The sequence below is a fragment of the Mycobacterium sp. 1081908.1 genome (genome assembly GCF_001673535.1).
Lineage (GTDB): Bacteria > Actinomycetota > Actinomycetes > Mycobacteriales > Mycobacteriaceae > Mycobacterium.
Map to the genome: position 1 here is coordinate 112,558 of NZ_LZLY01000119.1, position 26,572 is coordinate 139,129.

23 protein-coding genes and 2 pseudogenes are annotated in these 26,572 nt (G+C 67.9%); 12 read left to right on the top strand and 13 right to left on the bottom strand.

Annotated elements, in window-relative coordinates; all coding sequences use genetic code 11:
• The first annotated feature begins 49 nt into the window (after positions 1–49).
• Entirely contained in the window at positions 50–1,420 is a 1,371-nt protein-coding gene (locus A5655_RS19065) for an NAD(P)H-binding protein (protein WP_067012610.1), read from the top strand.
• Here A5655_RS19065 and A5655_RS19070 read toward each other — a convergent pair.
• Positions 1,383–2,105, bottom strand: coding sequence for a CPBP family intramembrane glutamic endopeptidase (locus tag A5655_RS19070; protein WP_067012612.1), 723 nt, complete (start codon positions 2,103–2,105; stop codon positions 1,383–1,385). The genes A5655_RS19065 and A5655_RS19070 overlap by 38 nt on opposite strands.
• Positions 2,102–3,250 carry an NAD(P)H-binding protein gene (locus tag A5655_RS19075; protein WP_067012613.1) on the bottom strand — a complete coding sequence of 383 codons (1,149 nt, stop codon included), beginning with the start codon at positions 3,248–3,250 and terminating at the stop codon, positions 2,102–2,104. Before A5655_RS19075 ends, A5655_RS19070 begins: the two co-directional genes overlap by 4 nt.
• A gap of 53 nt (positions 3,251–3,303) precedes the next feature.
• Here A5655_RS19075 and A5655_RS19080 point away from each other — a divergent pair, with 53 nt between their 5' ends.
• From A5655_RS19080 to A5655_RS19090, 3 genes are read left to right on the top strand one after another with little or no spacing between them, the layout of a single operon-like run.
• Positions 3,304–4,392, top strand: coding sequence for a type III polyketide synthase (locus A5655_RS19080; protein ID WP_067012614.1), 1,089 nt, complete (start codon positions 3,304–3,306; stop codon positions 4,390–4,392).
• Between the two features lie 14 nt (positions 4,393–4,406).
• On the top strand, positions 4,407–4,907 hold the full coding sequence (locus A5655_RS19085) for an isoprenylcysteine carboxyl methyltransferase family protein (RefSeq protein WP_067012615.1): 501 nt from the start codon (positions 4,407–4,409) through the stop codon (positions 4,905–4,907).
• Complete coding sequence (locus A5655_RS19090) at positions 4,904–5,920, top strand: NAD(P)/FAD-dependent oxidoreductase (protein ID WP_067012616.1); 1,017 nt, start codon at positions 4,904–4,906, stop codon at positions 5,918–5,920. Before A5655_RS19085 ends, A5655_RS19090 begins: the two co-directional genes overlap by 4 nt.
• A gap of 83 nt (positions 5,921–6,003) precedes the next feature.
• Here the strand turns inward: A5655_RS19090 and A5655_RS19095 are convergent, their stop codons facing one another.
• The 3 genes from A5655_RS19095 to A5655_RS19105 form a co-directional block, all read right to left on the bottom strand.
• On the bottom strand, positions 6,004–6,750 hold the full coding sequence (locus tag A5655_RS19095) for a crotonase/enoyl-CoA hydratase family protein (protein WP_231999204.1): 747 nt from the start codon (positions 6,748–6,750) through the stop codon (positions 6,004–6,006).
• Between the two features lie 53 nt (positions 6,751–6,803).
• Positions 6,804–7,949, bottom strand: coding sequence for a thiolase family protein (locus tag A5655_RS19100; protein WP_067012618.1), 1,146 nt, complete (start codon positions 7,947–7,949; stop codon positions 6,804–6,806).
• Positions 7,950–8,159: 210 nt separating this feature from the next.
• Positions 8,160–8,822, bottom strand: a complete 663-nt coding sequence (locus A5655_RS19105; protein WP_067012620.1) for a maleylpyruvate isomerase family mycothiol-dependent enzyme — start codon at positions 8,820–8,822, stop codon at positions 8,160–8,162.
• A 221-nt stretch (positions 8,823–9,043) separates the two neighbouring features.
• Here A5655_RS19105 and A5655_RS19110 point away from each other — a divergent pair, with 221 nt between their 5' ends.
• Positions 9,044–10,450 (top strand): wax ester/triacylglycerol synthase family O-acyltransferase, encoded by a 1,407-nt coding sequence (locus A5655_RS19110; protein ID WP_067012622.1) that lies wholly within the window; start codon positions 9,044–9,046, stop codon positions 10,448–10,450.
• On the opposite strand, the gene A5655_RS19115 is transcribed toward A5655_RS19110, so the two are convergent.
• The 5 genes and pseudogenes from A5655_RS19115 to A5655_RS19135 form a co-directional block, all read right to left on the bottom strand.
• Complete coding sequence (locus A5655_RS19115) at positions 10,447–11,253, bottom strand: lysophospholipid acyltransferase family protein (protein WP_067012693.1); 807 nt, start codon at positions 11,251–11,253, stop codon at positions 10,447–10,449. The genes A5655_RS19110 and A5655_RS19115 overlap by 4 nt on opposite strands.
• A gap of 208 nt (positions 11,254–11,461) precedes the next feature.
• Complete coding sequence (locus tag A5655_RS19120) at positions 11,462–12,946, bottom strand: aldehyde dehydrogenase family protein (RefSeq protein ID WP_067012624.1); 1,485 nt, start codon at positions 12,944–12,946, stop codon at positions 11,462–11,464.
• Positions 12,947–13,036: 90 nt separating this feature from the next.
• Positions 13,037–14,254, bottom strand: coding sequence for a cytochrome P450 (locus A5655_RS19125; protein WP_067012626.1), 1,218 nt, complete (start codon positions 14,252–14,254; stop codon positions 13,037–13,039).
• Positions 14,255–14,263: 9 nt separating this feature from the next.
• The gene (locus A5655_RS19130; protein WP_067012628.1) at positions 14,264–15,235 is read right to left on the bottom strand and encodes an SDR family oxidoreductase; all 972 of its coding nucleotides are present in this window, start codon (positions 15,233–15,235) and stop codon (positions 14,264–14,266) included.
• Positions 15,228–16,301: pseudogene (locus A5655_RS19135) on the bottom strand (spirocyclase AveC family protein); the annotation flags it as partial. The pseudogene A5655_RS19135 and the gene A5655_RS19130, both read right to left, overlap by 8 nt.
• Here A5655_RS19135 and A5655_RS29445 point away from each other — a divergent pair.
• Positions 16,286–16,384: pseudogene (locus A5655_RS29445) on the top strand (hypothetical protein); the annotation flags it as partial. The pseudogenes A5655_RS19135 and A5655_RS29445 sit on opposite strands and share 16 nt — an antisense overlap.
• On the opposite strand, the gene A5655_RS19140 reads toward A5655_RS29445, so the two are convergent.
• The 3 genes from A5655_RS19140 to A5655_RS19150 form a co-directional block, all read right to left on the bottom strand.
• On the bottom strand, positions 16,353–17,471 hold the full coding sequence (locus tag A5655_RS19140) for an ABC transporter substrate-binding protein (RefSeq protein WP_067012631.1): 1,119 nt from the start codon (positions 17,469–17,471) through the stop codon (positions 16,353–16,355). The pseudogene A5655_RS29445 and the gene A5655_RS19140 sit on opposite strands and share 32 nt — an antisense overlap.
• A gap of 82 nt (positions 17,472–17,553) precedes the next feature.
• Positions 17,554–18,405 (bottom strand): CbbQ/NirQ/NorQ/GpvN family protein, encoded by an 852-nt coding sequence (locus A5655_RS19145; protein WP_067012632.1) that lies wholly within the window; start codon positions 18,403–18,405, stop codon positions 17,554–17,556.
• Positions 18,406–18,433: 28 nt separating this feature from the next.
• A complete protein-coding gene (locus tag A5655_RS19150) occupies positions 18,434–20,170 on the bottom strand; it encodes a nitric oxide reductase activation protein NorD (protein WP_067012633.1) in 1,737 nt (578 codons plus the stop codon).
• Positions 20,171–20,285: 115 nt separating this feature from the next.
• Between A5655_RS19150 and A5655_RS19155 the strand changes: the two genes are divergently transcribed.
• From A5655_RS19155 to A5655_RS19180, 6 genes are all read left to right on the top strand, one after another.
• Positions 20,286–21,293: an SDR family NAD(P)-dependent oxidoreductase gene (locus tag A5655_RS19155; protein WP_067012634.1), complete on the top strand. Its 1,008-nt coding sequence runs from the start codon at positions 20,286–20,288 to the stop codon at positions 21,291–21,293.
• Positions 21,294–21,304: 11 nt separating this feature from the next.
• Positions 21,305–22,450, top strand: coding sequence for an acyl-CoA dehydrogenase family protein (locus A5655_RS19160; RefSeq protein WP_067012695.1), 1,146 nt, complete (start codon positions 21,305–21,307; stop codon positions 22,448–22,450).
• The gene (locus A5655_RS19165) at positions 22,447–23,550 is read left to right on the top strand and encodes an acyl-CoA dehydrogenase family protein (RefSeq protein WP_067012635.1); all 1,104 of its coding nucleotides are present in this window, start codon (positions 22,447–22,449) and stop codon (positions 23,548–23,550) included. The genes A5655_RS19160 and A5655_RS19165 overlap by 4 nt, the downstream gene beginning before the upstream one ends.
• Complete coding sequence (locus A5655_RS19170) at positions 23,550–24,197, top strand: nitroreductase family protein (RefSeq protein ID WP_067012637.1); 648 nt, start codon at positions 23,550–23,552, stop codon at positions 24,195–24,197. Before A5655_RS19165 ends, A5655_RS19170 begins: the two co-directional genes overlap by 1 nt.
• 138 nt (positions 24,198–24,335) lie before the next feature.
• The gene (locus A5655_RS19175) at positions 24,336–25,637 is read left to right on the top strand and encodes a TetR/AcrR family transcriptional regulator (protein WP_067012639.1); all 1,302 of its coding nucleotides are present in this window, start codon (positions 24,336–24,338) and stop codon (positions 25,635–25,637) included.
• Between the two features lie 77 nt (positions 25,638–25,714).
• The gene (locus A5655_RS19180; RefSeq protein ID WP_067012641.1) at positions 25,715–26,557 is read left to right on the top strand and encodes an SDR family oxidoreductase; all 843 of its coding nucleotides are present in this window, start codon (positions 25,715–25,717) and stop codon (positions 26,555–26,557) included.
• The last annotated feature ends 15 nt before the right edge of the window (positions 26,558–26,572 follow it).

Sequence of the window (26,572 nt, forward strand, 5' to 3'; positions counted from 1 at the left end):
ATCCTTCCTCGCGTTGGGTCCGAATACCCACACGAGGGAAGGAGGTCGCATGGTCCGCTGCCTGGTGACTGGAGCGACCGGCTACATCGGCGCCCGGCTGGTGCCCCGCCTGCTGGACGAGGGCCACGACGTTCGCGCCCTGGCCCGCGACCCGGGCAAGCTGGCCGACGTGCCGTGGCGCGACCGAGCGGAGGTGGCGCGCGGCGATCTCGGCGACGTCGAATCGCTGACCGCGGCGTTCGACGGGATCGACGTCGTCTACTACCTGGTCCACTCGATGGGCGGGTCGAAGGATTTCGCCGCCGAGGAGTCCCGCGCGGTGGGCAATGTCGTGGCGGCCGCTCGCCGCGCCGGGGTGCGACGGATGGTGTATCTGAGCGGGTTGCATCCCGAGGGCACCAAGCTGTCCGAGCACCTCGAGTCCCGCGCGGCCGTGGGCGAAGCCCTGATCGACTCCGGCATCGAGACCGTGGTGCTGCAGGCCGGAGTGGTCATCGGGTCGGGCTCCGCGTCCTTCGAGCTGATCCGGCACCTCACCGACCGGCTGCCCGTGATGACCACGCCGAAGTGGGTGCGCAACAAGATTCAGCCGATCGCCGTCCGCGATGCGCTCCACTACCTGGTCGCCGCGGCGACGGCGCCGGTGCCGGAGTCGCGGGCGTGGGACATCGGCGGACCCGACGTCCTCGAGTACGGCGACATGATGCGGGGCTACGCCGAGGTCGCCGGGCTGGGCAGGCGTTACCTGATCGTGCTGCCGTTCCTGACCCCCACGATCGCCAGCCTGTGGATCGGGGCCGTCACCCCGATCCCGCCCGGGCTGGCGCGCCCGCTGATCGAATCGCTGGAATGCGATGCGGTGATGCGCAATTCGGACATCGACGGCATCATCGAGCCGCCGCCGGGCGGCCTGACCGGCTACCGGCGCTCCGTCGAATTCGCGCTCGATCGCGGGACCCGGGGCCTGACCGGCGCCACCTGGGCCTCGCTGGGCTCGGACCCCGCCGAGCCGCTGCCCAGCGACCCGGACTGGGCCGGCGAGATCATCCACTCCGACGTCCGGACCGCCGAGACCGCTGCGGAGCCCGGCGAGGTTTGGCAGGCGGCCGAGCAGGGGATCGCCCGGCGCCGCATGTTCAAGGGCTGGGCCGTGCAGGCCCGCGAGCCCGGCGGCGCGCTGCGGTTGCGCTCCGGGCCGCGGTTGGTAGGCCAGGGCTGGCTCGAGATCGGGGCCGTGCCGCGGGACGGCGGGGGCAGCGAATACACCCAGCGGGCGACCTTTGTGCCGCGCGGCCTTCCCGGGCGGTTGTTTTGGTTTGCGTTGCGGCCCTTGCGGATTGGTGCGCTGCGCGCGTTGGCGCGCGACGCGGTGCGACCTCCGGTCACACGCCGAACAGCGGGGGCAGTGCGAGCACCATGATCAGGGCCCAGACGAAGTGGGTCAGCACCGGCGCCAGCACCCCGCCGCTGGCCCGGCGTTCGAGCGCGCACACCGTACCCAGGATGATCGCGGCGAACCCCAGCATCGGGTTGCCGCTGGCCAGGGTCGCGCAGATGTAGAGCAGCGTCGAAATCGCCACCGGGCGGTGGCGCCCCAGCGCGGTATAGAGCGCGCCGCGAAAGAAGACCTCCTCGGCGATGCCGTTGATCAGGGTGATCGCCACGATGAACGGCAGGTAGCCGTGATGGGCGAACAGCAGCACCCGGGTGATCAGGGCCGCGACGGGCGGTATCTCCCGGGCGATCAGCCCGCCCACCACGAAGGCGCCCCCGAGCAGCAGGCCGACGATCGTCCCGGTGATGACGGGCCGTTGGTTGCGCCCGCGCCAGCAGATGCCGCCCAGATGCAGTGGGCCCGAAAGGAATCCGCCGACGATCCATACCGCCGCCAGCAGAAGGGTCATCCAGTAGAAGCTCGACTCCCCCGGATGCCGGCGCAACGAGAAACCGAGCACCGCGGCGCCGATCGCCAGGGTGATCGCGACGACGACGCGTCGGCGTCGCACCACGCCGGGCGGTTCGTTATGGGGCACAGCGACATTGGTGATGGCGCGGCGCAATTCGGAGGCGACGCTGGCGCGATACGGAGCGGTCGACTGGGTCATGCGGGGCGCACCTTGGCGTTGAGCGCGAGCACGATGTCGAGGCCGGTGCGCAGCGCACCGGCGAGCGGTCCGGGGACGCGGTTGACTAACCCCAGCGTGGGCCGCGCGACGCGCGGGGTCACCGCGCGGGCGAGCCGGCGGATGCGCAGGGCGTCGCCGCCGGCCCACGCGGGGTCGCTGTCGGCCAGCTGATGGGGGTCGGTCAGGGCGTTGACGGGTTTGGGCCGGCGGCTGGACCGGTCCGCCAGGGCCAGGGCGATGGCGTCCTCGACGCCGAGCAGTCCGCCCGGCGGGTCGGGCACCCGATCGCGCAGCCCGCTGACGGACGCGACCATCGGGTGGTCCAGTGACTCGACCAGGTCGGCGGCCAGTCCCGGGGGCACCGGCAGCGCGACCCCCGTGACCAGCGAAGCCAGCGAGGTGTCGACCCGGCCGACCGGCAATGCGGCGTGCCACCGGCCGGAGACCCGCGCATACGTCTTGAGCAGCTCGCGGTAGGAGGTCGTGGCGGGCCCGCAGATGTCGTAGGCGCCCGCGGGCACCCTCTCGGGGTCCGCCGCGGCCACGAGATAGTGCAGGACATCGCGGATGGAGATCGGGTCGATCGGGTTGTCCATCCAGGTCGGTATCGGCATGAGCGGGAACCGGTCGCCCACGTAGCGCATCATCTCGAACGACGTCGAGCCCGCCCCGATGATCATCGCCGCGCCCAGCCACACCAGTTCCGGGCCACCCTCGACCGTCAGGGCCTCGGCCACCTCGGCCCGGCTGGTCAGGTGCTCCGACAGCGCCTCGTCGGCCGGCACGAAGCCGCCGAGGTAGACGATGCGCCGCACACCGGCCGCACCCGCCGCCACCGCGACGTTGGTGGCCGCGGCCTCGTCGGCGTCGCGGAAGCCGGGCTGACCGATGGCGTGCACCAGGTAATACAGCACGTCGATCGGGCCCGCGGCGGCCAGGCCCGCCCGCACCGACTCCGGGTCCGACGCGTCGAGGATGACCGCCGTGACGTCGTCGAACCAACCTAAACGCTTGAGACGCTCCGGTTTTCGGGTGGCGGTCACCACCTGATGCCCATCCGCAAGCAGCGCTGTGACCAGGCGCGAGCCGACGTAACCGGTGGCGCCGGTGACCAGAATCCGCATACTCCCGACACTAGCGACTGAACCGATCGGGCGTCGGCGCCGTCACCCCCTACATGGAGGAGATAATCGGGGGCAGTTCCGCATGCGTGCGGATGAAAACACCAACAACGAGCCCGTCCGTGGCGGGCGTGGCAGTCAAATTCCCACCCAACCGCTACACCCAGGACGAAACCATCGGCGCGCTGACCGAGTTCGCCGGGCCGGAATTTCAGAAGTTCGCCCGGACCAGCGGGGTCGAATTCCGGAACATCGCGCTGCCGGTCTCGCGATACGGCGAGTTGAGCGGCTTCACCGAGGCCAACGACGCCTACATTGAAATCGCCCTGGACCTGGCCGAGGAGGCGCTGCGCGCGGCGCTCGACCAGGCAAAACTCAAGCCGTCCGACGTCGACATCGTGTTTTCGACGACGGTCACCGGGCTCGCGGTGCCGTCACTCGAGGCCCGGCTGGCCTCGCGGGTGGGGTTGCGCCAGGACGTCAAACGCGTCCCGCTGTTCGGCCTGGGCTGTGTGGCCGGCGCTGCCGGCCTCGCCCGGGTGTACGACTACCTGCGGGCCTACCCCGATCAGGTGGCGGTGCTGCTGGCGGTGGAACTGTGCTCGCTGACCGTTCAGCGCGAGGACAATTCGATCCCAAACCTGGTGGCGTCCAGCCTGTTTGGTGACGCCGCCGGCGTCGTCGTCGCGACGGGCGCCGACCGGGCGCCGGTCGGGCCGAGGCTGTTGGCGACCCGCAGCCGGACCTACCCGGACACCGAAGACGTGTTGGGCTGGAACATCGGTAGCAGCGGGTTTCGGATCGTCCTGTCCGTGGAGATCTCGACCATCGTCGAGAAGTATTTGGGCGACGACATCCGCGACTTCCTCGCCGATCACGGGTTGAGCACGTCCGACGTCTCGACGTGGTTGTTGCACGCCGCCGGGCCGAAGGTGATCGACGCGGTGGAAAGCGTGTTGGACCTGCCGGCGGATGCGTTCGACCGCACCAGAAACTCGTTGCGCGACAACGGAAACCTCTCGTCGGTTTCGGTGCTTGATATACTCCGTGCCACCATGGCCGACCCACCGTCGCCAGGCTCCATCGGGCTGATGATCGCGATGGGGCCGGGCTTCTCCGCCGAACTCGTCCTGCTGAGCTGGTAGGGCGCGGTAGGACTATGTATTACTTGCTGATTCTCGCGGTGGGCGCCGAACGGCTCGCCGAGCTGGTGGTGGCCAAACGAAACGCGCGATGGGCTTTCGCCCAGGGCGGCAAGGAGTTTGGCCACGACCACTATCCGGTAATGGTCACGCTGCACACCGCGCTGCTGCTCGGTTGTCTCGTCGAGCCCTGGGCGCTGCACCGGCCGTTCATCCCATGGCTGGGCTGGCCGATGGTGGCCATCGCGGTGCTGAGCCAGGTGTTGCGCTGGTGGTGCATCACGACGCTGGGCCAACGGTGGAACACGCGGGTGATCGTGCTGCCGGAGGCGCCGCTGGTGGTCCGGGGCCCGTATCGCTGGTTCCATCACCCGAACTATGTTGCCGTGGTGGCCGAGGGTTTTGCGCTGCCGTTGGCGCACACCGCGTGGCTGACGGCGATCGTTTTCACGCTGGCCAACGCGCTGTTGCTGAGGGTGCGGCTGCGGGTGGAGAACTCGGCGTTGGGCTACGCATGACCGACTACGACTCGGACCTGCTGATCGTCGGCGGCGGCCCGGGCGGCCTCGCCACGGCGTTACACGCTCGACGTCTTGGGCTTTCGGTGATCGTGGCCGAGCCGCGCGAGGGCCCGATCGACAAGGCGTGCGGCGAGGGACTGATGCCCGGAGGTCTGGCCGAGCTGACGTCGCTCGGCGTGGACCCGGCGGGCATGCCGTTCCACGGGATCGCCTACGTGAGCGAACAACGCCGGGCCGAGGCGCGGTTTCGGGGCGGGCCGGGCAGGGGTGTGCGGCGCACCACGCTGCACGCGGCGCTGGCGGCCCGGGCCAAAGAGGAAGACACCGAATGGATTCGGGCTCGAGTGACCAGTGTCGCGCAGGACGCGCACGGCGTGACGGCCGCGGGTGTGCGCGCCAAGTGGATGGTGGCCGCCGACGGGCTACATTCGCCGGTGCGGCGCGCCCTCGGAATCAAGGCCACGGCCGGGACGCCGCGGCGCCACGGTGTGCGCTGGCACTTCAAGGTGCCGGTGTGGTCGGAGTTCGTGGAGGTGCACTGGTCGCGCTGGGGTGAGGCCTACGTGACCCCGGTGGAGCCGGACCTGGTCGGCGTGGCGATCCTGTCCGGCGGGCGGCCCGACCTGGGCTGGTTCCCGTGGCTGGCCCGTCACCTGGCGGGCGCCGAGCGCGGGCACGCCCGCGGCGCCGGGCCGCTGCGCCAGGTGGTTTCCCGCCGCGTCGCAGGGCGGGTGCTGCTCGTCGGCGATGCCGCCGGCTACGAGGACGCCCTGACCGGCGAGGGCATCAGCCTCGCGGTCAAGCAGGCGGCCGCGGCGGTCGAGGCCATCGTCAACGATGCGCCGGGCTCCTACGAGGCCGCGTGGCACCGGGTCACGCGCAACTACCGGCTGCTCACCCGGGCGCTGGTGCTGGGCAGCGCGCCGCGGGTGGCGCGCCGCGCCATTGTCCCGGCGTGCACGCTGCTGCCGGGCGTTTTCGACCGCGCCGTGAACACCCTCGCCAGCTAGCGAGGACATCGACAGCGCGAGCAGACGCAAAAGCCCCCTTTTCGGAACGAAAATGGGGGCTTTTGCGTCTGCTCGTCAGCCTGTTAGCGCGCCTTCCAGACCGGCTCCCGCTTCTCGGCGAACGCCAAAGGTCCCTCCTTGGCGTCTTCGGATCGGATCAGGGTCCGCATCTCGCGCATGGTGCGCTCCCAACCGGGTTCGTCGCCCACGATGACGCCGTCGTCGACGCCGTAGGCGATGCGCTTGCTCGCCTGGACCGACAGCGGCGCGTTGGCGGTCACCCGCGCCGCCAGGGCCAGCGCGGCTTCCAGCACCGTGCCCTCGGTGACCACCTGGTTGATCAGGCCCCATTCGAAGGCTTCGGACGCGGTGATCGGCTCGCCGGTCAGCAGCAGCTCCACCGCCACCTTGCGGGGCAGCTGGTCCATGATCCGGAAGACACCGCCGGCGGCCGCGATCAGCCCGCGCTTGACCTCCGGCAACCCGAATTTGGCCCCCTCGTCGGCGACCACCAGGTCGCTGGCCAGCGCGAGTTCGGTGCCACCGCCCAACGCGGTGCCGTTGACCGCGGCGATCGTGGGCTTGTCGATGAAGTGGTGCACGTAGCCGGCGAAGCCCCACTCGGGGTGGTCCGGGTGATACAGGTTCTCGCGGCGCGAGATCGCCTTGAGGTCGGCCCCGGCGCAGAACGACCTGTCGCCGGCGCCGGTGATGACCACCGCCCGCACGTCAGCGTCGTTCTGCGCTTGCTCCAGGGCGTCCCCGACACCGATGCTCACGGCCGCGTTGACCGCGTTGCGCGCGTCCGGCCGGTTGATGGTTATGACCATCACGTTGCCGCGGTGCTCGACGAGGGCCCCCGGCTGGCCGTTGTCGCCGTCGGTCACAGGAGCTCGACGATCGTGGCGTTGGCCTGGCCGCCGCCCTCGCACATGGTCTGCAGGCCGTAGCGAATTCCCTTGTCCCGCATGTGGTAGAGCAGCGTGGTCATGATCCGGGCACCGGAGCCGCCGAGCGGGTGGCCCAGCGCGATGGCGCCGCCGTTGGGGTTGAGCTTGTTCTCGTCGGCCCCAATGTCTTTCAGCCACGCCAGCGGGACCGGCGCGAACGCCTCGTTGACCTCGTAGGCACCGATGTCGCCGATGGAGAGCCCGGATTTCTTCAGCGCCTTCTGGGTCGCGGGGATGGGCGCGGTCAGCATGATCACCGGGTCGGCGCCGGCCAGTACCGCGGTGTGCACCTTGGCGATCGGCGTGAGGCCCAGTTCCTTGGCCTTCTCGGCGGACATGAACAGGATCGCGGCCGAGCCATCGGTGATCTGCGAGGAGTTGCCGGCGTGGATCACGCCGTCCTCCTTGAACGCGGGCTTGAGCGACGCCATCTTTTCCATCGGGGTGCCGCGACGGATGCCCTCGTCCTTGAGCACCACATTGCCGTCCTGGTCCTTGATGCCCACGATCTGGTCGTCGAACGCACCGGAATCCTGTGCGGCCGCGGCCTTTTCGTGTGACCCCAGGGAGAACTCGTCGAGCGCGAGCCGGTCGAAGCCCCACTGCTCGGCGATCATCTCCGCGCCGATGCCCTGGTTCGGCGTGCGGTGGTAGCGGTCCTTGAAGGCCTGGGGGTACGGGTTGCCGCCGTTGGCAAGCGACGATCCCATCGGAGTCCGTGACATCGACTCGACCCCGCCGGCGACGACGACGTCGTAGTGCCCGGCCACCACGCCGGCCGCGGCGAAATGGATGGACTGCTGGCTCGACCCGCATTGGCGGTCGACGGTCACGCCCGGGACGGTCTCGGGCCAGCCGGCGGCCAGCACCGCGGTGCGGGCGATATCGATGGCCTGTTCGCCGGCCTGGCTGACGCAGCCCCAGATGACGTCGTCGACAATTCCTGGGTCGATGCCGGCCTTGTTCACCAGCCCGTTGAGGACCTGCGCGGACAGGTCGGCCGAGTGCACCCCGGACAGTCCGCCGTTGCGCTTCCCGAGCGGGGAGCGGACGGCCTCGACGATGACGGCTTCAGCCATGATGGTGTCTCCTTTGACGAAATGTGGACTAGTGACGCAAGGGTCTGCCGTCGATTGTCAACCAACGCGTTGGGCGGTTGCGGGCCGGGGTGGGTTAGCACCGACGGTGTTCACCTTGGCCACGCGGCCAGCTCGCCAGCGGCCAGAACGCGGTCAGCAAAGGAAGTTAGTCCATGTGATCGTTCGCGTTGGACCGCTGTCGGTTGGTGGCTAGTGCCGCCCGCCCGGGGACAGCCGGCGGCGCAGGATGGGTAGCCCCGGACCGTCGAGAAGGTGCAGCAGTGCGTGGCGGCCGCTGACGGCCATCATCAATGCGGCCGCTGGGCCGCGTACTTCGATTCCCTTCCCCCATGGCCGGTCGACGTCCGTGGCATACAAAGAGATGCCCCAGAGCCGACCCAGGGGCACAAAGGCATACGGCCACGGCCCGGTCAGAAAATCCAGCGCCATGGCCGCCAGCGCCGGGTTGGGCTCGAACGGCACATGGAGCGGAATCCTGATGTCGCCGCTATGGACCAAGATGTCGGCGAGCGGGTCGAGCGGTCCGAACAGGGGTGGACTCAGCGCGTGATCGGCGCACTTGCGCAGCGTGGCGGCGATATCGGACGACGGCAGCTGTGCGCGACGGCGCGCGAGCTCGTCGATCGCCCGAGCCATGCCGCCACGGCGCACGGCGGTTCCCATGAATACCCAAAAACTATCGGCGATGACACTAACCAGGTGCGCAGCCACCGTCTTGATGTCCCAGCCGGCGCACAAGCTGGGCGCGGCCAGCTGCTCATCGTCCAGTTGGTCGATCAAGGACGCGATCAGGCGTCGTTCGTCTGCGACAGCGGCGAAGACAAGCTCACGGTCGACTCGCACCAGCCGCACTCTATACGGAACAGATATTTGGTTCAATCGGAGACAATGATCGCTGCTTCGCGCGGCCCTAGAAGGGGTAGCCAATGCTGCGTGGACGCGCACAGGTGCTGTGGTTTCGAGTTCCGTGACGTTCGCCGATGCGCGGCAGGCCGGGTGCGTCGATTCGGGATGTCCACTCCAGGGATCCCGCAGCAAACCATAAATCTGTTCTGATGTGGTGAGGCGGAGGCGTGAAGCGGCTCAACGGGATGGACGCGATGCTGCTGTACAGCGAGACGCCGAACGTGCACACGCACACCTTGAAGGTGGCGGTCATCGCTGACGGCGACTTCACCTTCGACGTTTTCCGCCGTACCCTGATTCGTCGACTGCATCTGCTGGATCCGTTGCGCTACAAGCTTGTTGACATCCCGTGGCGACTGCATCATCCGATGTGGCTGGAGAACTGTGAAGTCGATCTCGACTACCACCTGCGCCGGGGCCGGGTGCCCGCCCCCGGCGGTCGTCGACAGCTCGAAGCGCTGATCGGAGACATTGCCAGCACCCCACTGGATCGCAGTCGCCCGCTGTGGGAGTTTCACTTCGCCGAGGGCCTCGCCGATGACAAGGTCGCGATCATCGGCAAGATCCATCACGCCCTGGCCGATGGGGTGGCATCGGCGAATCTGCTGGCCAGGGTCATGGACGCGGACGGGGGGAGGCAGGACGAGCGCGACAACGACACGACCTGCGTACCGCCGTCGACCGCGGCGCTGCTCCGGGCCGCCGGACGCGACCACGCGCAGCAACTCGCCGCCCTTCCCGGATTGATCACCGACGCGCTTTCGGGTCTGCGGCGGGTGCGGCGGCGCGCCCGCGAGCGCGGCGAGCAGCCGGATCTTGCCAGGCTGCTGCACGCGCCCCCCACATTCATGAATCACGTCGTTTCACCGGTGCGGACGTTCGCCACCGCGACGTTGTCGTTGGCGCAGGTGAAATCGACCGGCAAGGACCTGCGGATCACCATCAACGACATGGTGATGGCGATCGCCGCCGGCGCGCTGCGCGAATTGTTGCTGCGCTACGACGGCAGCGCGGATCGACCCATCGTCGCCTCTGTGCCGGCGAGCACGAACAAGTCGCCGCACCGGATCAGCGGAAACGAGCTCGGGGGCATGGCGGTATCGCTACCGACGCACGTCGGCGATCCGCTGGAGCGGGTGCGACTGACCTCGTTGGCCACCGCGATCGCCAAGGAAAACAACGAACTCTTCGGTCCCGAGTTGTACGAGAAGTTGATCACCTACCTGCCGCCAATCACGGCTCCCCCCGCATTCCGGTGGTTAGCCCGCCGCGACGCACGCAACAGGCTGTTCAACGTACCCGTTTCCAATGTGGCCGGACCGCGTATCCGGGGCCATCTTGCCGGTGCCGCGGTCACTGAAATCTATTCGGCCGGCCCGCTGATGGCCGCCTGCGGAATCAACATCACCGTGTGGAGCTACGTCGACCAACTCAACATCTCGGTAATCGCCGACGATCGCACCGTAGGTGACACCCACGAGGTGACCGACGCCATGGTTCGTGCCTTCAGCGAAATCCGGACTGCGGCTGGGCTTTCCGGCGAGCTGATCGCAATTGATAGCGCGATGCCCTAACCCAGGATGGGGAAACGCCGCTCGCGGGCCAGCCGGTCGAGGGCTGTCTGCATCACTGAACGGACGTGCGCATCAACGTCGTCGATCCGTGGTGCGTCTCCGAATTGGGCGAAGACGTCGATCGGGTCCAGAAAGCTGGCGACGATCTTCGTCGGCAAGGGCAGGTTGAGCGGCACGATCACGCTCGGTCCGAACGGGAAACCGACGGTTATCGGCAGGATGTCCGACCGCCACCTGGGCAGGCCCAACCGCTTCGCCAGCCAGGTGCCGCGGGTCAGGAACAACTGGCTTTCCTGCCCGCCGATGGATACCGCCGGAACGATAGGCACGCCGGCGTCGATAGCCGACCTCACATAGCCGACGCGTCCGTTGAAATCGACGACGTTCTCAGCCAGCGTCGGCCGGTATGCGTCGTAGATCCCACCGGGAAACACCAGCACGACGCCGCCCGATCGTAGCGCCCGGGCGGTGTTTTCCGGGTTGGCGCGGATAACGCCGAGGCGGCCCAGCCAGCCCGCTAGCGGTCCGGCGAACATTCCGTCGTGACCGAGCGTGTAGAGCGGGCGATCGTAGCCGAATTTGCGATAGAAAGCCGAGGCGAAGATCAGCACATCCGGTGTCAGCATGCCGCCCGAGTGGTTGGAGACGACCAGCGCCCCACCATCGGGCGGCAACGCATCCAGCCGGCGCACCTCGTAGCGAAACCACTGCCGCGCAATCGGTTCCGCTAACCCGACTAGCCGCCCAACGAATGCGGGGTCCCACTCAGCTATCTCGCTCACGGGCGGATCGCCGTCCGTCATCGGCCCCACCTGACTCTCCCCCCGCGTATGCCGGCCGCCGGTCCCACTCTAGGACGGAACAAAATTTAGGTCAATGCGGAGGGAGCAGTTTAGCCGCATCTTGTTGCGAGGGCGCCAGAGGATCGACCCGAAGTCGCCGCCATGGTCGTGATCCGGGCCAAATCACAGCCCTGGCGGCAATCTCGGCGTCTTGGCCTCGGTCTTTGTGTCAGCCGGCGGGGTACGCGACCGACTTGATCTCGGTGTACTGGTCGAAACCGGCGACACCGTTCTGGCGCCCCACGCCGCTTTCCTTGTAGCCGCCGAACGGCGCGTCGGCAGCGTACCCAGCACCACCGTTGACGCCCATGAAGCCGGCCTTGATCCGGCGGGCCACCGCCAGCGAGTGCTCCAGCGAGCCCGACATCACGTTGCCGGCCAATCCGTACTTGCTGTCGTTGGCGATCCGGATCGCGTCCTCCTCGTCGTCGAACGGGATGACGGACAGCACGGGCCCGAAGATCTCCTCCTGGGCGATCGTCATGGAGTTGTCGACGTTGGTGAAAAGCGTTGGCCGGACGAAGAATCCCTTGACGAAGCCGGTGGGCGCATCCGGTCCGCCGACCAGCGCGGTGGCGCCTTCCTCGACCCCCTTGCGGATGTAGCCCATCACGCGGTTGCGCTGCACCTCGGAGATCACCGGGCCGCACAGGGTGCCGGGATCCTGCGGGTCACCGCACGTGACGTTCTCGTAGATGCCCTTCAGGATCTCCACACCCTCGTCATAGCGGGACCGCGGCAGCAGCATCCGGGTGGGGTTGGCGCAGCCCTGCCCGGCGTGCATACACGGCGCGATGCCGATGGCACACGCCAGCCCGAAGTCAGCGTCCTCCAAGACGATGGTGGCCGACTTGCCGCCGAGCTCGAGGAACAGCCGCTTCATGGTGGCCGCACCCTTTTCCATGATCCGCTTGCCGACCACGGTGGAGCCGGTGAACGAGATCAGGTCGACCTTGGGCGACAGGGTGAGCTCCTCGCCCACGAAGTGATCCGACGCGGTGACGACGTTGACGACGCCCGCGGGGATATCCGTCTTCTCCGCGATCAGCCGGCCCAGCCGGGTGGCGTTGAACGGTGTGTTGGGCGCCGGCTTGAGCACCACGGTGTTGCCCGTTCCCAGCGCCTGGCCGAGCTTGTTGATTGTGACCTCGAACGGGAAGTTCCACGGGACGATCGCTCCGACCACGCCCACCGGCTCCCGCCAGACCTTGATCGTGGTGTTCGCGCCGGTGAGGCTGATCACCCGGTCGCCGAGGTCGGTTTCCCACGCGTACTCGTCGATCAGCCGGGCCGGGTACTTCAACCCGTCGGCGAGCGGAGCGTCCAGCTGCGGGCCGAACGTGATCGCCCGCGGCGAGCCGACCTCGAGGATCAGCTCCTCGCGCAGCTCCTCCTTCTCGGATTCGATCGCCTCGTGCAGCTGCAGCAGGCAGCGCTTGCGGAGCTCGCGGTTGGTCGACCAGTCGGTCTCGTCGAAGGCGCGCCGCGCGGCGTCGATGGCCCGGTGCATGTCCTCCTTCGAGGCGTCCGCGACCTCACCGAGCGGCTCCTCGGTTGCCGGGTTGATGTTGGTGAAGGTGCCGGCGCGGCCATCGACGAGCTGGCCGTCGATCATCATCTTGGGCTCGAAGCGGACCTTTACAGCCTCGGTCATGTTTGTCACTCTCTTCTGAGTCGTTGAGGGGCTACAGAGAGCCTTACTGGAAAGTAGCCGATTGGCAATATCCAACCTCTTCAGGGCTGGTTACCGGGGATCGAACAGCACCGGCAGCGACGTCGGCGACCGGAAGACCTGCCCCCGGATGTGCGGGTCGTTTCCCTCGGGGTCGAGCCGTAGATTCGGCAGCCGGTCGAGCAGCAGGTTGATCGCGGTGCGCATCTCCAGCCGCGCCAGGTGCATGCCGAGGCAGACGTGCACGCCGTGTCCCCAGGCGAGATTCGGCCGTTGCTGCCGGTGAATGTTGAACGTGTCGGGGTCGGGGTACCGATCTTCTTGCCGGTTGGCCGAGCCCAGCATCGGCATCACCGTTGCGCCGGCCGGGATCGCCACTCCGCCGAGTTCGGTGTCGCGCGTCGCCACGCGGGTGATGGTCAGCAGGGGCGGTTCCCACCGCACGCCTTCCTCGATGGCCTGCGGCAGCAGCGAGCGGTCCGCGCGGATCGCGTCCAGTTGCGCCGGATCCGACAGCAGCGCGAAGAGCAGGCTGCCCAGCGCCCGGTAGGTCGTCTCCACGCCGGCGGGCAGCAGCAGCCTCAGGAACGAGTAGATCTCCTCGTCGGCAAGCTTCTCCCCGTCGATCTCGGCCGCACCCAGTGCGCTGATCAGGTCATCTTTCGGCTCGGCGCGGCGGGCCTGAAGGATCGGCGCGAAGTAGTCACACAGGGCGGCCGATGCGGCAAGCCCGCGTTCCGGGTTCATCAGCCAACTCAGCAACGAGATCGACCACCGCTGGAACTGTGGGTAGTCCTTTTCCGGCAGGCCCAGCAGGCCCGCGATGATCTGGCTCGGATAGTCGAAGGTGAACTCCTTCACCAGGTCGGCCTTGCCGTTCGGGGCGAAGTTGTCGATCAGGCCGTTCGCCACGCGGCCGACCAACTCGTCCTGCCAGCGCGCCAATGACTTCTGCGAGAACGCCTTTGACACCAATGACCGCAGCCGGCCGTGGATCGGCTCGTCCATGCCGAGCATCACCCCTTCGCCCAGCACCGGGCCGAACGCCGCGATGACGGCCGACGAAGAAAACGTCTCGTTGTCGCGCAGCATCTGCTGGACATCCTCATGGCGATACACGATGAACATCGGCAGCGATTCCTCGTGCGGAAGCGCTCCCGACGTCTCGAGCCGTTGCACGGGTTCCTCGCGGCGTATTCGCGCCAGCTCGGTGTACGGGTCACGCACGTCACCGGATATCGCGTCGTCGAAAGCGCCGAAGTCGTCCAGATCGTCGAAAAGCTGTTCCATCGGTGCTCCTTAAGATCCTTGACGTCGTGCGGCCAGCCGTCGCAGCAGCGCCTGCGGAAGAATGCGCGCGGCGAGCACCATGGCCTTTTGGGTGGTGGTCAGCGGCCACGCCCCGCCCCGCATCGAGCCCTGTTTGGGTATGCCGAGCACGACCCGCGACAGGTGGTGCATGCCGGAAGCGGGAAGAATCCTGTTGGCGGCCAACAGCATCGACGCGTCCGGCCCGACGCCGCGGCGGCGGAACGGTCGCCGGTCCTCAAGTGCCTTGAGTAGGCCGTCGGTGAACCGGTCGGCCGGGCGGGCCAATTTCATCGCAAAGCGCCCGCGGGTGTCCATGGTGTTGTGCAGCCGGGCGTAGGGGCCGCCGAAATCGCGATTGTCGGTGGTGCCGGCGTCGGTGATGATCTCAGTGTCGTACATGCCGGCAACCAAGACGGTGACGCCGAGGCCAAAGGGCGCGATCTCGCCCGCCATCGACTCACCCCAGCGTTCCAGCGCTCCCTTGGCCGCCGAGTACGGCGCGGTGGCCGGCTGTCCGCGCACGCCGGCCGCGCTGGAGACCAGGACGATGCGCCCCTCCCCCGCCGCCCGCATCGACGGCAGCAACGCCTGGGTGAGCGCGACCGGGCCCATGACGCTGGTGGCGAACATCCTCTGCCACAACGCCATATCGGTCTCTTCCACCGCTCCCGCGGCGGAGATCCCGGCATTGTGCACCAGCGCGTAAGGGGCGCCGACGGCTTCCTCGATTGCCTTGGCGGCCGCGGAGATCGACGCGGCGTCCAACAGGTCGAGCTGCACGCCGATCAGGCGATCGTCATCGGGTGTCGCGCCGGATGCCTCGCGCAGGAGCGGCATTCCTTCGTCGGGTGTCCGCATGGCCGCAACCACGCGCCACCCCTTGCGATACAAGCGCACCGCGGACGCGAACCCCAGCCCACGGGACGCGCCGGTGATGACGACTGTGCGCGCTTCAACCATTCTTGCTCGCGGTGGCACACGCGCCTTGGCCCGGCGGCGGCGGGTCGACGTGCGGCCGCCCGTTGGGCTCCCCGCTGGCCCAGGTCGACCAGATGCCGACCGAGTACGGCCCCTGTGCGCCCGCCTTCTCGTAATAACCTTGCGGGTCATACACTTTCGCTTCCGGATACGGCCACGGGCAGGCCACCGAGGTCGCGGCATGGCTGGCCTTGATGGCCCAGAACCACGCGCCGTAGGCGAAGTAGGACACGTTGATGATGGCGAACATCACCAGGAACGTGCCGAGCACCGGACGGCCGGGGAATATCTTGGCTTTCGCGGCCAGCTTCTCCGCCACCGATTTACCGGTGTCGTCGCGATAGCACAGGATCGCCGCGGGGACCATCACGAACGTCACCGAGAACGACTCCCAGATCAGCGGGAACTGGAACGTCGTGCCGGTGAACACCGAGCCCCACGGAATGACCTGCGAGTAGATGTACATCCCCATGTGGACGAGCTGGATTTCCAGCCAGGCGTCGAAGACGAAGCCGATCGCACAGGTCAGCAGGCCCAGGCTGACCAGCGGGTGCCGCGAGACGAAGGCCGTCGGCCCGTACTTGGCCTGCAGCTTGCGCAGGATCCAGACGGCCGGGAAGTAGGGCCCGAAATAGAAAGTGACGTAACCGAATACGACGAACGGTTCGACGGTGGGCGACAGCGACACCAGCGGCCACGACTCCGGCCAGTGGATCAGGTCGGGGTTGTACACCGCGAACGGCGACCAGTTCATGATCGGGTCCTGCCACACGATCAGGGTGGTGCACAGGAACATCAGCATCACCGGGCTGCCCGGGTTGCGGCGCCAGCCCCTGATGAACACCACGAGCAGCACCAACAGCATGATCACGGTGGATATGTGCAGGAACGTGATGAAGTCCAGGCCGAAGATGAACTTCACCGGCCGCGGCCGGCCCTGGACGTTCGGGTTGGCGACGCGCGGGTCGAGTGCGACGCGGGCGTTCGCGATGAAGAAGAGTGTGAACGCCGCCAGCGCGGCGCCGGCGATCCAGCCGCCCCATCCGCGCTTTTCGCGTCCGTGCGACCGGGCCGTCTTCTCGTCGGTTGTCGTCACGAGTCAGCCGTCCTCTCCGAAGCGATCGACCAGGTGCGAGTTGGTGCCGTCGGCGTCGAGGGTGCGTGCCACCAGGTAGCCGGCGCCCATCCACGCGCGCCGGGTCCACTTGCCGAAGGAGACCCGGGTGCCGGGGGCGCCGGAGGCGGCGGGCATCATCTTCACCCGCTCGAGCGCCTCCTTGACGCCGCGCGGGCTGAGCGGGTGGGCGTCGGAAAACGCGCGCACGAGGGTGGCGGCGACGTCACGGTTGACGACCGGCACGCAATATTCGGGTCGGCTGCCGTCGTACTTGGCGGCGTAGCGGTCGAGGAAGTCCTGGCCGATTCGATTCGCCTCGTCGTACTGGTCGACGCCGACCCAGCCCATGAACGCGTTCCACATGATCGGGTTCACCCACGCGTTCTGGAAGGCCGTGGTGGTGAAGCGTGGCGGGTCCCAATCGACGGCCTGCAGCGCCGGGTTGATGAACACAATGCCGAAGCCGAAACCCAGATGCACGATCGCCTCGGCCTTCGCGTCGTGCAGGGTGCGCACGGCCTCGTTGATGTCCTGCGCGGTCTGCGCGATCGCCGCCTCCGCGACGATGCGAATGCCCTTGCGCCGGCACGCGCTTCGCAGATTCCTCAGGTAGCTCTCGCCGATCAGGTTCTGCTCGACGAGAACCCCGACCTCGGCGAGCCCGCGTTTGGCCAGCAGGTCCGCGATGAAGATCGGCTCATCGGTCAAGGAACCCTGCGGGAAGGAGAACGTCCATTCGCCCAACCAGTCGTCGGTGCCGGTGACGCTGATCGCAGGCACCTTGAACCGCTCCTCGATCGCCTCGCGGGTGGGCACGCAGTTGTCGGTAATGTGCGGCCCGAACACCACCAGGCAGCCCTCGTCGACGAGGGCCTCGAAGGCGTCGATCACCGCTTTGACCGATCCCTTGGGCAACCCCTCCACCTCGCGGTAGATCATCTCCACCGGGCGATCGATCAGGCCCTGTTCACGGGCCTCTTCGAAGATCAGGTCGAAGCACCGCGTGAAACTCGCCAGCAATTCCTCGGGGAATCCCGGCGGCAGCGTGAAGTCCATCAGGTAGCCGACCTTGATCGGTTCCGCGGTGCTTTCGTAGGACATCTGACCTCCCGGGTGGCATACCTACGCGCCCGATCTGTAAACCTAATATTTGTTCAGACACTAGCGGTGGCCGTCTGCAGCGTCAATCATCGGGCCCGTTGGTGCCACCCAGATAGATGTCGATCATCTCGCCCAGCCCCTGCCCCACCGCGACGTCGTCGGTGAGCGGCCCGGCGATCGCGGCCCGAGCCGCGTCCCGCATCGTTAGCCCCTCGGCGACAAGCCTGCCCGCCGCGATCAGCACGCGCGTCGACGCCACCTCGCGCAGACCGCCGGTCTCCAGCCGGCGGATGGCCTGCCCAAAACGCACCAGCTCGGCCGCGGTGGCGCCGTCCACGCCGGCCTCGTGCGCGACGATCGCCTCTTCGACATCGGCTGCGGGGAAGCCGAATTCGATGGCGACCATGCGCTGGCGTGTTGAATCCTTGAGGTCCTTGAGCACGCTCTGATAGCCCGGGTTGTAGGAGACTACGAGGCCGAATCCGGGCGCCGCGTCCAGCGTCACACCGAGGCGCTCGATGGGCAGCTGGCGACGGTGGTCCGCGAGCGGATGCAGCACCACGGTGGTGTCCTGCCGGGCCTCCACCACCTCGTCGAGATAGCAGATCGCCCCCTCGCGGACCGCGCGGGTCAGCGGCCCGTCCACCCAGACCGTCTCGTCGCCCTGCAACAGGTACCGGCCGACGAGGTCCGCGGTGGTGAGGTCGTCATGGCAGGCGACGGTGATCAGCGGCCGGCCGAGATCGTAGGCCATCGCTTCGACGAATCGCGTCTTGCCGCAACCCGTTGGGCCCTTGAGCAGGAGCGACAGCCCCTGGCGGTACGCCGCCTTGAAGATGGCTTCTTCGCTGCCGATCTCCTTGTAGTAGGGCCGTACCATCTCCGCCTCGGGGATCGCGCCGTTCCGGTAAGTGAGCCCGGACTCGTTGGCCATAGCTTCCCTTCTCCCAGTTGAGTGGAGCCTAACCGGAACAGATGTTTGTTTCAACGAACCGGCGGGGGCTCGCGGCCGTTCGGCGGCGGACCTCGGCCGAGCGCAGCGCGGACCGGAACAGCGGCCCGATGACACCGGCGAGTTGATCCGGGCGCGCGATCGTCGTGTGCGCGGTGCTGCCGAAGACCCTGCGCAGCGATCGCACATGGTCTTCGGAGGTGCCCGTGCCGATCGTCAGGCACACGCACCCGGTGCCGCGGCGGCGGGCCTCGGTCAGGGCGCGGCGCGCGTCCGCGGCGCCGTAGGGGCGCTCGTACCCGTGGTCGTATGCCAATCCGTCGGACAGCACCACTAGCAGCCGGCGGGACGTGCCTCCCCGCGCCTCCAGGACCGAAGAGCCGTGGCGGATGGCCGCGCCGAGGCGGGAGTACGCGCCAGGCTCCAAGCTGTTCAGCCGCCTCATGACCAGCGAGTCGAGGTGGTCGTCGAATCGTTTGACGGGCACCATGCTCACCGCGCGCCGGCCCTGCGAGTAATAGGCGTACAGCGCAACTCGGTCGCCCAAGTCGTGCAACGCAACGGCAAGGTTGGCGACCGCCGCACGCTGTTGCTCGTGCACCGTCCGCCCGACCGTTCCGGGCTCCGCTGCCGACCCCGACACATCCAGCAGGAGCAGTACCGACAGGTCGCGCCGGCGGCGCAGGCTGTCGAGGCAGACCGCCTCGTCGGGCACCGACCCCGCGCGCACCTCCACGCGGGCCTCCACCGCCGCGTCAATGTCGATGTCGTCGCCCTGCGACTGGCGGTGGCGGCGGTGCAGACCCATCCCAAGCCGCGACAGGGGGCGCCGCACGCCGATGGCGTCGTCGATCGCCTGGGTCGCCGACGCCTTGACCGTCGGCTCGACCTCGCGCACCGTGCACCACGCGGGCCGGTAGCTCTTGCGCGTGGCGTCCCATTCGGGATACCTCACGCCGTCCGCCCCGTCGTTGGCCTCGTCGTCGTTGATGTCCTCGCTCGAGGCCGGCGCCAGCGACATCACGGCGTGCGAGCCGCGCTTCGCCGAGTTGGTGCGATGCGTCGGGCTGTCCGCGCCGGGCGGTCCACCGCCGCTGCCGGTCTTACGCGCGGACGACAGCATCTTCTTCAGCCACTTGCCGATGAAGCCGCCCCCGCCGACGGGGCTGGTGAACACGTCCGGGTCGTCGGAATCGTCGATCTGCGCGTCGTCCAGCTCCTCCAGTTCCCGCGCCCGGCTTCGGGGGACATGTTGCGGGTTCGCCTCTTCCTGTTTGGCCGTTCGCGAGCACGCGGCCAGCACCTTGGTCGCGCGGATCACGCCGAACTGCGGCGCGGGGCCGTCGATTGCTTCCCGTCCCCGGGCAATCCTCAGTGACGCGGCCGGAGCGTCGCTACGGCTCGCAATGTCGCGGTTGCCCACCGACGCCAAGGTGCCCGGCAGCAGGTCGCGGTTGGCCACCAACGCGCGGTGACCCTCGACCGCGAGGTAGCGCCTGGCCAGGCGGGGCCGGCGAACCAGGGCACGCACGAGGTCCGGCTCGAGGCTGCCCGCCGCGATCATCGAGGCCTGAACGGCGATCGCCGTGAGGGCCACATGCACGGCGGTATCGACGTAAATGGTCTGGCCGTCGGTCCACGGGGGTTCACCGGGCTGCAGGTCGGCGACCGCGACCGGTCGGCCCGCGAGTGCGGAGGCGAACATGCCGAGGGCCTGCAGCCGGTCGCCAGGCGCGTCGTTTGCCATCGACCTCCGAATCACCACGGTGTGTTTGACCAAATATCTGTTCCAGCGTAGGGTCCGGTTCCACCCGCGGTCAATCACGCGCGGGGTGTTGGCTGTAGTTGCCAAGGAGCGCAGCATGATTGACTTCACCGACCGGGTGGCGGTGGTCACCGGCGCCGGCCGCGGCCTCGGCCGGCTGTACGCGCTGGACCTGGCACGCCGGGGCGCCGCGGTGGTAGTCAACGACCTCGGCGGCTCGATGCGCGGTGACGGCGCCGACTCTCGCGTCGCCGACGAAGTCGTCGACGAGATCACGAAGGCGGGTGGCACGGCGATCGCCTCCTATGACTCGGTCGACAGTCCCGAAGGCGGGCAAGCGATCGTCGATGCGGCAGCGGGGGCGTTCGGGCGGCTCGACGCGGTCGTCAGCAACGCGGGAATCTTCGCCCACGTGCCATTCGAAGACCTCTCGCCCGAAGACTGGACGCGCATGCTGCGCGTGCATCTGGACGGCGGCTTTTACCTGTCTCAGCCCGCGTATCGCGTGATGAAGAAAGGCGGCGGCGGAAGATTCGTGTTCATCTCGTCCTCCGCCGGAATCTTCGGTCAGCCGATGGAGGCCCACTACGCGGCGGCCAAGGCCGGGCTGGTCGGGCTTACCAACGTGATCGCGATCGAAGGCGAAGCGCACGGAATCCTCGCCAATTCCGTTATGCCCACCGGGTTCTCGCGTATGGTCACCGAGACAGTCGGTGACGAGAAGTTCCTCGCCGAATCCGGCTTCATGCGGGCCATTCGGCCCGAACTCGTCGTGCCGCTGGTGACCTTCCTCGCCAGCACCGCCTGTACGTTCACCCACCGCAACTATTCGGCCGCGGCAGGCCGCTACGCGCGGGTGTTCGTCGGCCTGAGCGAAGGCTGGCTCGCGGACGCCGAGAGCCAGCCGACGGCCGAAGACATCGAGGCACATCTCGAGCAGATGTCGTCCACGGAGAAATTCATGGTGCCCACGTCGATCGTCGACGAGGTACTTGAAGTCTGTGAGCGACGCGGCATCAGCGCGATGCCCGACAACGCCGACGTCGCGTTCCCGAACCTCGACGGGACTGAGTGCATAATTGACCTAATATCTGCTCCAACGTAGTGTCCGGAAAAATGGACTTCTCCTACCCCGCGGAAGTGGAACAGTTCCGCACCGAGCTGCGCGACTGGCTGTCGGCCAACCTGACCGACGAGCTGGTGGCCGCCCGCCGGCCCGCCGGGCGCGACGACGCGGGGATCGAGTTGCTGCGGGCCTGGAGCGCGACGATGGCCGACGCGGGATGGGCCGCCGTGTCCTGGCCACGCGAATACGGTGGTCGCGGGGCGACCGTTCTGGAGCAACTGGTCTACACCGAGGAAACCACCCGCGCGCGGGCGCCCATGCCGCTCAACGTCATTGGGATGAACAACATCGCCCCCGCGATCATGCAGTACGGCACCGAAGAGCAGAAGAAGGCGCTGCTCCCCCGCATGATGCGCGCCGACGACATCTGGTGCCAGGGAATGTCGGAGCCGGAAGCCGGATCCGATCTCGCCGCCCTGCGCACGCGGGCCGTGCGTGACGGCGACGACTTCGTCGTCAACGGCCAGAAGATCTGGACCTCGCTGGGGCATCGGGCGGACTGGTGTCAGCTGTACGTGCGCACCGATCTCGAAGCGCCGAAGCACCAGGGGATCTCCTGCCTGATCGTCGACATGTCGCTGCCCGGCATCGAGGTGCGCCCGCTCGTAACGCTCAACGGCGACACCGATTTCGCCGAGGTGTTCTTTCGCGACGTGCGGGTTCCCGCCGATGCGTTGCTCGGGCCGCTCAACGCCGGCTGGCAGGTGGCCACCACCACCCTCAGCCACGAGCGCGCCGGCGCGGCGCGGCTGTACGCCGAGATGCAGGTGCGGTTGGAAGAGCTGGTCGACGACTTCGCCGCCCATGGCGACGCGCTGGACGACCCGGTAGTACTGCGGCGCCTCGGCGAAATCGCCGTCCGCATCAAGTATCTCGAGGTGCTCTGCCAGCGGTCGATCTCCGCCACGCTGCACGGCGGCGACCCGTTCGCGTCGGCCAGCCTGGCCAAGTCTGTGTGGGGTGAGATCGGGCAGGACATGGCCGCCCTGGCGTTCGACGTGCTCGGCAGTCACGGCACCAGCGCCCCGTGGTCGAACTACCGGCTCACCTCGCGTTCGCTGACTATCGCGGGCGGAACGACCCAGATCAACAAGAACATCACCGCGCAGCGCGTGCTGGGATTGCCACGCAAATGAACCTCGAACTCACCGACGAGCAGGTCGCGCTGCGCGACACCACGCGGCGCTTTCTCGCTGAAAAGGCGCCCATTTCGGGGCATGTGCGCGCGCTGCTCGACGATCCGACAGGCGTCGACGAAGCGGTCTGGCGCGGTTTGACCGACCTCGGGGTGACCGGGCTGCTGGTGCCGGAGGAACACGGCGGGGCCGGGATGACGATGGTCGAGGCGGGCGTGGTCGCCGAGGAGCTCGGCGCCGCCCTGCACCCGGGGCCGTGGCTGTCGAGCGCGGTGGCCGCGGTGCGCGCGCTGACGCGAATCGCCGACAGCGCCAGCGGTGCAACGGTTTTGGCGGGGATCGCCGACGGCGGCACCGTCGCCACCATCGGCTTCTTGGACGTGGAGAATGCCGCCGTCGAATTGGCCGGGCGCGGTGCGGACACCGCCATGCGAGGCGAGATCGCCGGCGTGCCCGACGCCGCGGCGGCCGACACGTTGCTGGTGCTCGCCGGGGACCCGGCGGGCGTCGGCCTGTACGCGCTGAGCACCGACTCGTCCGGGATTTCCGTGACGCCCGAGCGCGGTATCGACCAGACCCGCAAACGTTTCCGCGTCAAGCTCGACGGGGCGTCCGCGCATCGGCTGGCCACGGCGTCGCCGGACGACGTCGAGGCCGTCATCGACGACGTCCTCATCGCCACCGCCGCCGACGCCCTGGGCGCCGCTCGGGCGGTCATGCACCTGGCCATCGAATACGCAAAGGTAAGAAAGCAATTCGGTCAGGTCATCGGATCGTTTCAGGCGGTCCAACACCTGTGCGTCGACATGTACGAGACCGTCGAGCTGGCCCGCAGCGGTGTGATCCACGCGCTGTGGGCCGCCGATAACGAGGTGTCCTCCGAGGAGCGCCACCTTGCCGCGCTGCGGGCCAAGGCGTTCGCGGGGCGACTGGCCACCGTGGGCGACACCGCCATCCAGGTGTTCGGCGGCATCGGCTACACCTGGGAGCACGACGCCCATCTCTACCTCAAGCGCCTCCTGAGCTGGAGCGAGCTGCGGGGTAGACCCGACCACTACCTCATCGAAATCGGTGCGCGCCTTGCGAAACGAGGCCGTTGATGGACATCGAATACCTGCTCACCGCAACCCGGTCGGCCCGCAAGACGCTCGACCTCGACGCGCCGGTCGACATCGCGGACATCCGGGAATGCCTGCGGATCGGCATGCAGGCCGCCAACGGCTCGAATCAGCAAGCCTGGCGGTGGGTGGTGGTGACCGACCCGGCGCTGCGGGACAAGATCGCCGAGCTGTATCGCGAGTCGTATCTGCTTCGCGTCGGCGGCCAAATGCTGGCCGACCTGCTTCCGGCCGGCACGCCGGAGGGCCGGCTCATGTCGTCGACGGAGTGGCTGGTCGAGAACATGGCCCGGGTGCCCGTGCTGGTGATCCCGTGCTACGAGCCCTACCTGCCCCGCATCGACGGCGACGAATCGTTCCATCGGGCCACGCTGTACGGCTCGATCTTCCCGGCGGTGTGGAACTTTCAGCTCGCCCTGCACACCCGCGGTTACGGAACCTGCATCACGACGCTGCACCTGCACCGCGAGCCGGAGATCGGCCGGCTGCTCGGCATTCCCCCGACGTATGCGCAGGGATGTCTGCTGCCGGTGGGTCGCTTCCGCGCCGGGCACACCTTCCGGCCAGCGCGTCGGCGCCCCGTCGACGAGGTGGTGGCGCGCGACGCCTGGGACGGCCCGGCGCTCTAGAATGGGCTTTATCGGCGCTCTGTGCAGCGCGTTTGTTGTGCCCGGTCTGATAGCCTCTAACAAAGATTTGGTTCGGGCGGGAGGACGCATGCGCAGGGCCGCGAATCTGCAACCGTCCGGACCCGAGCGCGGCTAGTCATGGCCAAAACCTCGCTGTCCAAAGCCCACCCGCCCGCCGCGGTGCCGCCGAACGCCGATGACTCCGGCACCCGTCGCACCGAAATCCTGCAGACCGCGGCGTCGTTGATCGCATCGTCGGGGCTGCGGACGTCGCTGCAGGAGATCGCGGACGCGGCCGGCATCCTCCCCGGCAGCCTTTATCACCATTTCGAGTCCAAAGAGGCGATCCTGGTCGAGCTGACCCGCCGCTATCAGGAGGACCTGACCCGGATCGGGCAGGCCGCCCAGGCCCGGCTGGACGAACCCGGTTCGCGACCGGCCTCCGAGCAGATCGTCGAGCTGGGATCGGCGATCGCCAACTGCGCCGTGCGGCACGGGGCCGCCCTGCAGATGTCGTTCTACGAAGGCCCCGGCGACGATCCCGAGCTGATGAAGCTGACGCAGCAGGCGCCCACCGCCGTCCAGCAGGCGATGCTGCAAACGCTGCGTGCCGGCAGGTGGAGCGGCTACATAAAAGCCGACATCGACCTGCCCACGTTGGCCGACCGCATCTGCCAGACGATGCTGCAGGTCGGCCTCGCCGTCATGCGCCACAATTCCCAGGCCGACCAGGTCGCCGGGCTGCTGTGCCGGATCATCCTGACGGGATTGGCGGCCCGGCCGCCCAGCGACGCGGCGTTGAATCGGTCCAAAGCCTTCGCTGCCGCAAACGCCGTCATCGACACGTGGGCCGACGACGGCGACGCGGATCCCGACGACAAGGCGGCCCACGTCCTCGCGGTGGCGCGAACGGAGTTCGGCCGCAAGGGGTATGAGGTCACCACCATCCGCGACATCGCGTCCGCGGCGGGGCTGGGCACCGGGACCGTCTATCGGGTGATCGGGTCCAAGGACGAACTGCTCGCGTCGATCATGGAGTCCTTCGGCAGGAAGGTGGAGGCCGGCTGGGTGAGCGTGCTGCGCTCGGACGCCACCCCGGTCGAGAAGCTGGACGCGCTCAGCTGGGTCAACGTCAACGCGCTCGATCGGTTTTCCGACGAGTTCAGGATTCAGCTCGCTTGGATGCGCCAATCGCCGCCGAACACGCCGAACCCGGGCTGGTTGTACGCCACGCGGCTTCGGCAGATGAAATCGCTGCTCTCCGAAGGCATCCGGTTGGGGGAAATCAGCATCGACGCCCCGTCCACGACGATGCTGGCACGATGCGTCATCGGCCTGCAGTGGATACCGGAGAACATCCTTCGCGACATCGGCAAACGCGCGGCCCTGGTGCACGCCCGCGACACGGTTCTGCGCGGGGTCGCGGTCCGCGGCAAATAGGTATTGAACCAAGTAACTGTTACCCATACAGTTGGCCAAGTAGAACCGGATTGGCAGAGAACGAGAAGAGGATTTCCATGACCATCGTCGATCGGCTGCGCTACGACGGCAAGCGGGCTCTGGTTGTTGGCGGCGCCACCGGCATGGGCGCCGCGGCGGCCAAGTCGGCGGCCGAACTCGGCGCCGAGGTCATCGTGCTGGACTACGCGCCGGTGAAGTATGACGTCGCCCAGGCGATTCAGGTCGATCTCCGCGACCCCGCCTCGATCGACGCCGCCCTCGCACAGATCGACGGGCCGGTGCATTCGCTGTTCTCGGCCGCAGGGATCGCCGACGGAACGGTAGACCTGATGAAGATCAACTTCATCGGGCACCGCTACATCATCGATCGACTGCTGGAAAAGAACCAGCTGCCGTCCGGCTCGGCAATCTGCTTCATCTCCTCGGTCGCCGGCATGGGCTGGGAAAACGACCTGGACCTGCTGCTGGAGTTCCTCGAGACGCCCGACTTCGATGCGGCCGTCGAGTGGGTGAAGGCGCACGAGTCCGAAGGCATCATCCACTACGGCACCAGCAAGAAAATCGTCAACGCCTACGTGGCAACGCAGGGCATTCGCCTTTTGAAAAAGGGCATCCGCATCAACGCGATCTGCCCGGGCCCCACCGACACCCCGCTGGCCCAGGCCAACGCCGACCTGTGGCTGACGTTCGCGCAGGACTACCGCGACGAGACCGGCTCGAAGGTGCACACCCCCGAGCAGATGGGCGACGTGATGGCGTTCCTGAACAGCGCCGCCGCGTTCGGCGTCAACGGGATCACGGTGCTGGTGGACTACGGGCACACGATGGCGTCGCTGACCGGCGCCTACCCGCCCGGCAAGCCGATCATCGACCTGATCATGGGGCGGGTAAAGCTCTAGGGGCGCTACGGTCGG

What these genes read in the sequence shown, in the direction of transcription:
- A5655_RS19075 (WP_067012613.1), bottom strand. Translation starts at nt 3,250, where the DNA reads ATGCGGATTCTGGTCACCGGCGCCACCGGTTACGTCGGCTCGCGCCTG.
- A5655_RS19140 (WP_067012631.1), bottom strand. Translation starts at nt 17,471, where the DNA reads ATGTCCTACGAAAGCACCGCGGAACCGATCAAGGTCGGCTACCTGATG.
- A5655_RS19175 (WP_067012639.1), top strand. Translation starts at nt 24,336, where the DNA reads ATGGCCAAAACCTCGCTGTCCAAAGCCCACCCGCCCGCCGCGGTGCCG.
- A5655_RS19080 (WP_067012614.1), top strand. Translation starts at nt 3,304, where the DNA reads ATGGAGGAGATAATCGGGGGCAGTTCCGCATGCGTGCGGATGAAAACA.
- A5655_RS19100 (WP_067012618.1), bottom strand. Translation starts at nt 7,949, where the DNA reads ATGGCTGAAGCCGTCATCGTCGAGGCCGTCCGCTCCCCGCTCGGGAAG.
- A5655_RS19125 (WP_067012626.1), bottom strand. Translation starts at nt 14,254, where the DNA reads ATGGAACAGCTTTTCGACGATCTGGACGACTTCGGCGCTTTCGACGAC.
- A5655_RS19090 (WP_067012616.1), top strand. Translation starts at nt 4,904, where the DNA reads ATGACCGACTACGACTCGGACCTGCTGATCGTCGGCGGCGGCCCGGGC.
- A5655_RS19120 (WP_067012624.1), bottom strand. Translation starts at nt 12,946, where the DNA reads ATGACCGAGGCTGTAAAGGTCCGCTTCGAGCCCAAGATGATGATCGAC.
- A5655_RS19085 (WP_067012615.1), top strand. Translation starts at nt 4,407, where the DNA reads ATGTATTACTTGCTGATTCTCGCGGTGGGCGCCGAACGGCTCGCCGAG.
- A5655_RS19095 (WP_231999204.1), bottom strand. Translation starts at nt 6,750, where the DNA reads ATGGTCATAACCATCAACCGGCCGGACGCGCGCAACGCGGTCAACGCG.
- A5655_RS19170 (WP_067012637.1), top strand. Translation starts at nt 23,550, where the DNA reads ATGGACATCGAATACCTGCTCACCGCAACCCGGTCGGCCCGCAAGACG.
- A5655_RS19180 (WP_067012641.1), top strand. Translation starts at nt 25,715, where the DNA reads ATGACCATCGTCGATCGGCTGCGCTACGACGGCAAGCGGGCTCTGGTT.
- A5655_RS19130 (WP_067012628.1), bottom strand. Translation starts at nt 15,235, where the DNA reads ATGGTTGAAGCGCGCACAGTCGTCATCACCGGCGCGTCCCGTGGGCTG.
- A5655_RS19145 (WP_067012632.1), bottom strand. Translation starts at nt 18,405, where the DNA reads ATGGCCAACGAGTCCGGGCTCACTTACCGGAACGGCGCGATCCCCGAG.
- A5655_RS19150 (WP_067012633.1), bottom strand. Translation starts at nt 20,170, where the DNA reads ATGGCAAACGACGCGCCTGGCGACCGGCTGCAGGCCCTCGGCATGTTC.
- A5655_RS19160 (WP_067012695.1), top strand. Translation starts at nt 21,305, where the DNA reads ATGGACTTCTCCTACCCCGCGGAAGTGGAACAGTTCCGCACCGAGCTG.
- A5655_RS19115 (WP_067012693.1), bottom strand. Translation starts at nt 11,253, where the DNA reads ATGACGGACGGCGATCCGCCCGTGAGCGAGATAGCTGAGTGGGACCCC.
- A5655_RS19070 (WP_067012612.1), bottom strand. Translation starts at nt 2,105, where the DNA reads ATGACCCAGTCGACCGCTCCGTATCGCGCCAGCGTCGCCTCCGAATTG.
- A5655_RS19065 (WP_067012610.1), top strand. Translation starts at nt 50, where the DNA reads ATGGTCCGCTGCCTGGTGACTGGAGCGACCGGCTACATCGGCGCCCGG.
- A5655_RS19155 (WP_067012634.1), top strand. Translation starts at nt 20,286, where the DNA reads ATGATTGACTTCACCGACCGGGTGGCGGTGGTCACCGGCGCCGGCCGC.
- A5655_RS19165 (WP_067012635.1), top strand. Translation starts at nt 22,447, where the DNA reads ATGAACCTCGAACTCACCGACGAGCAGGTCGCGCTGCGCGACACCACG.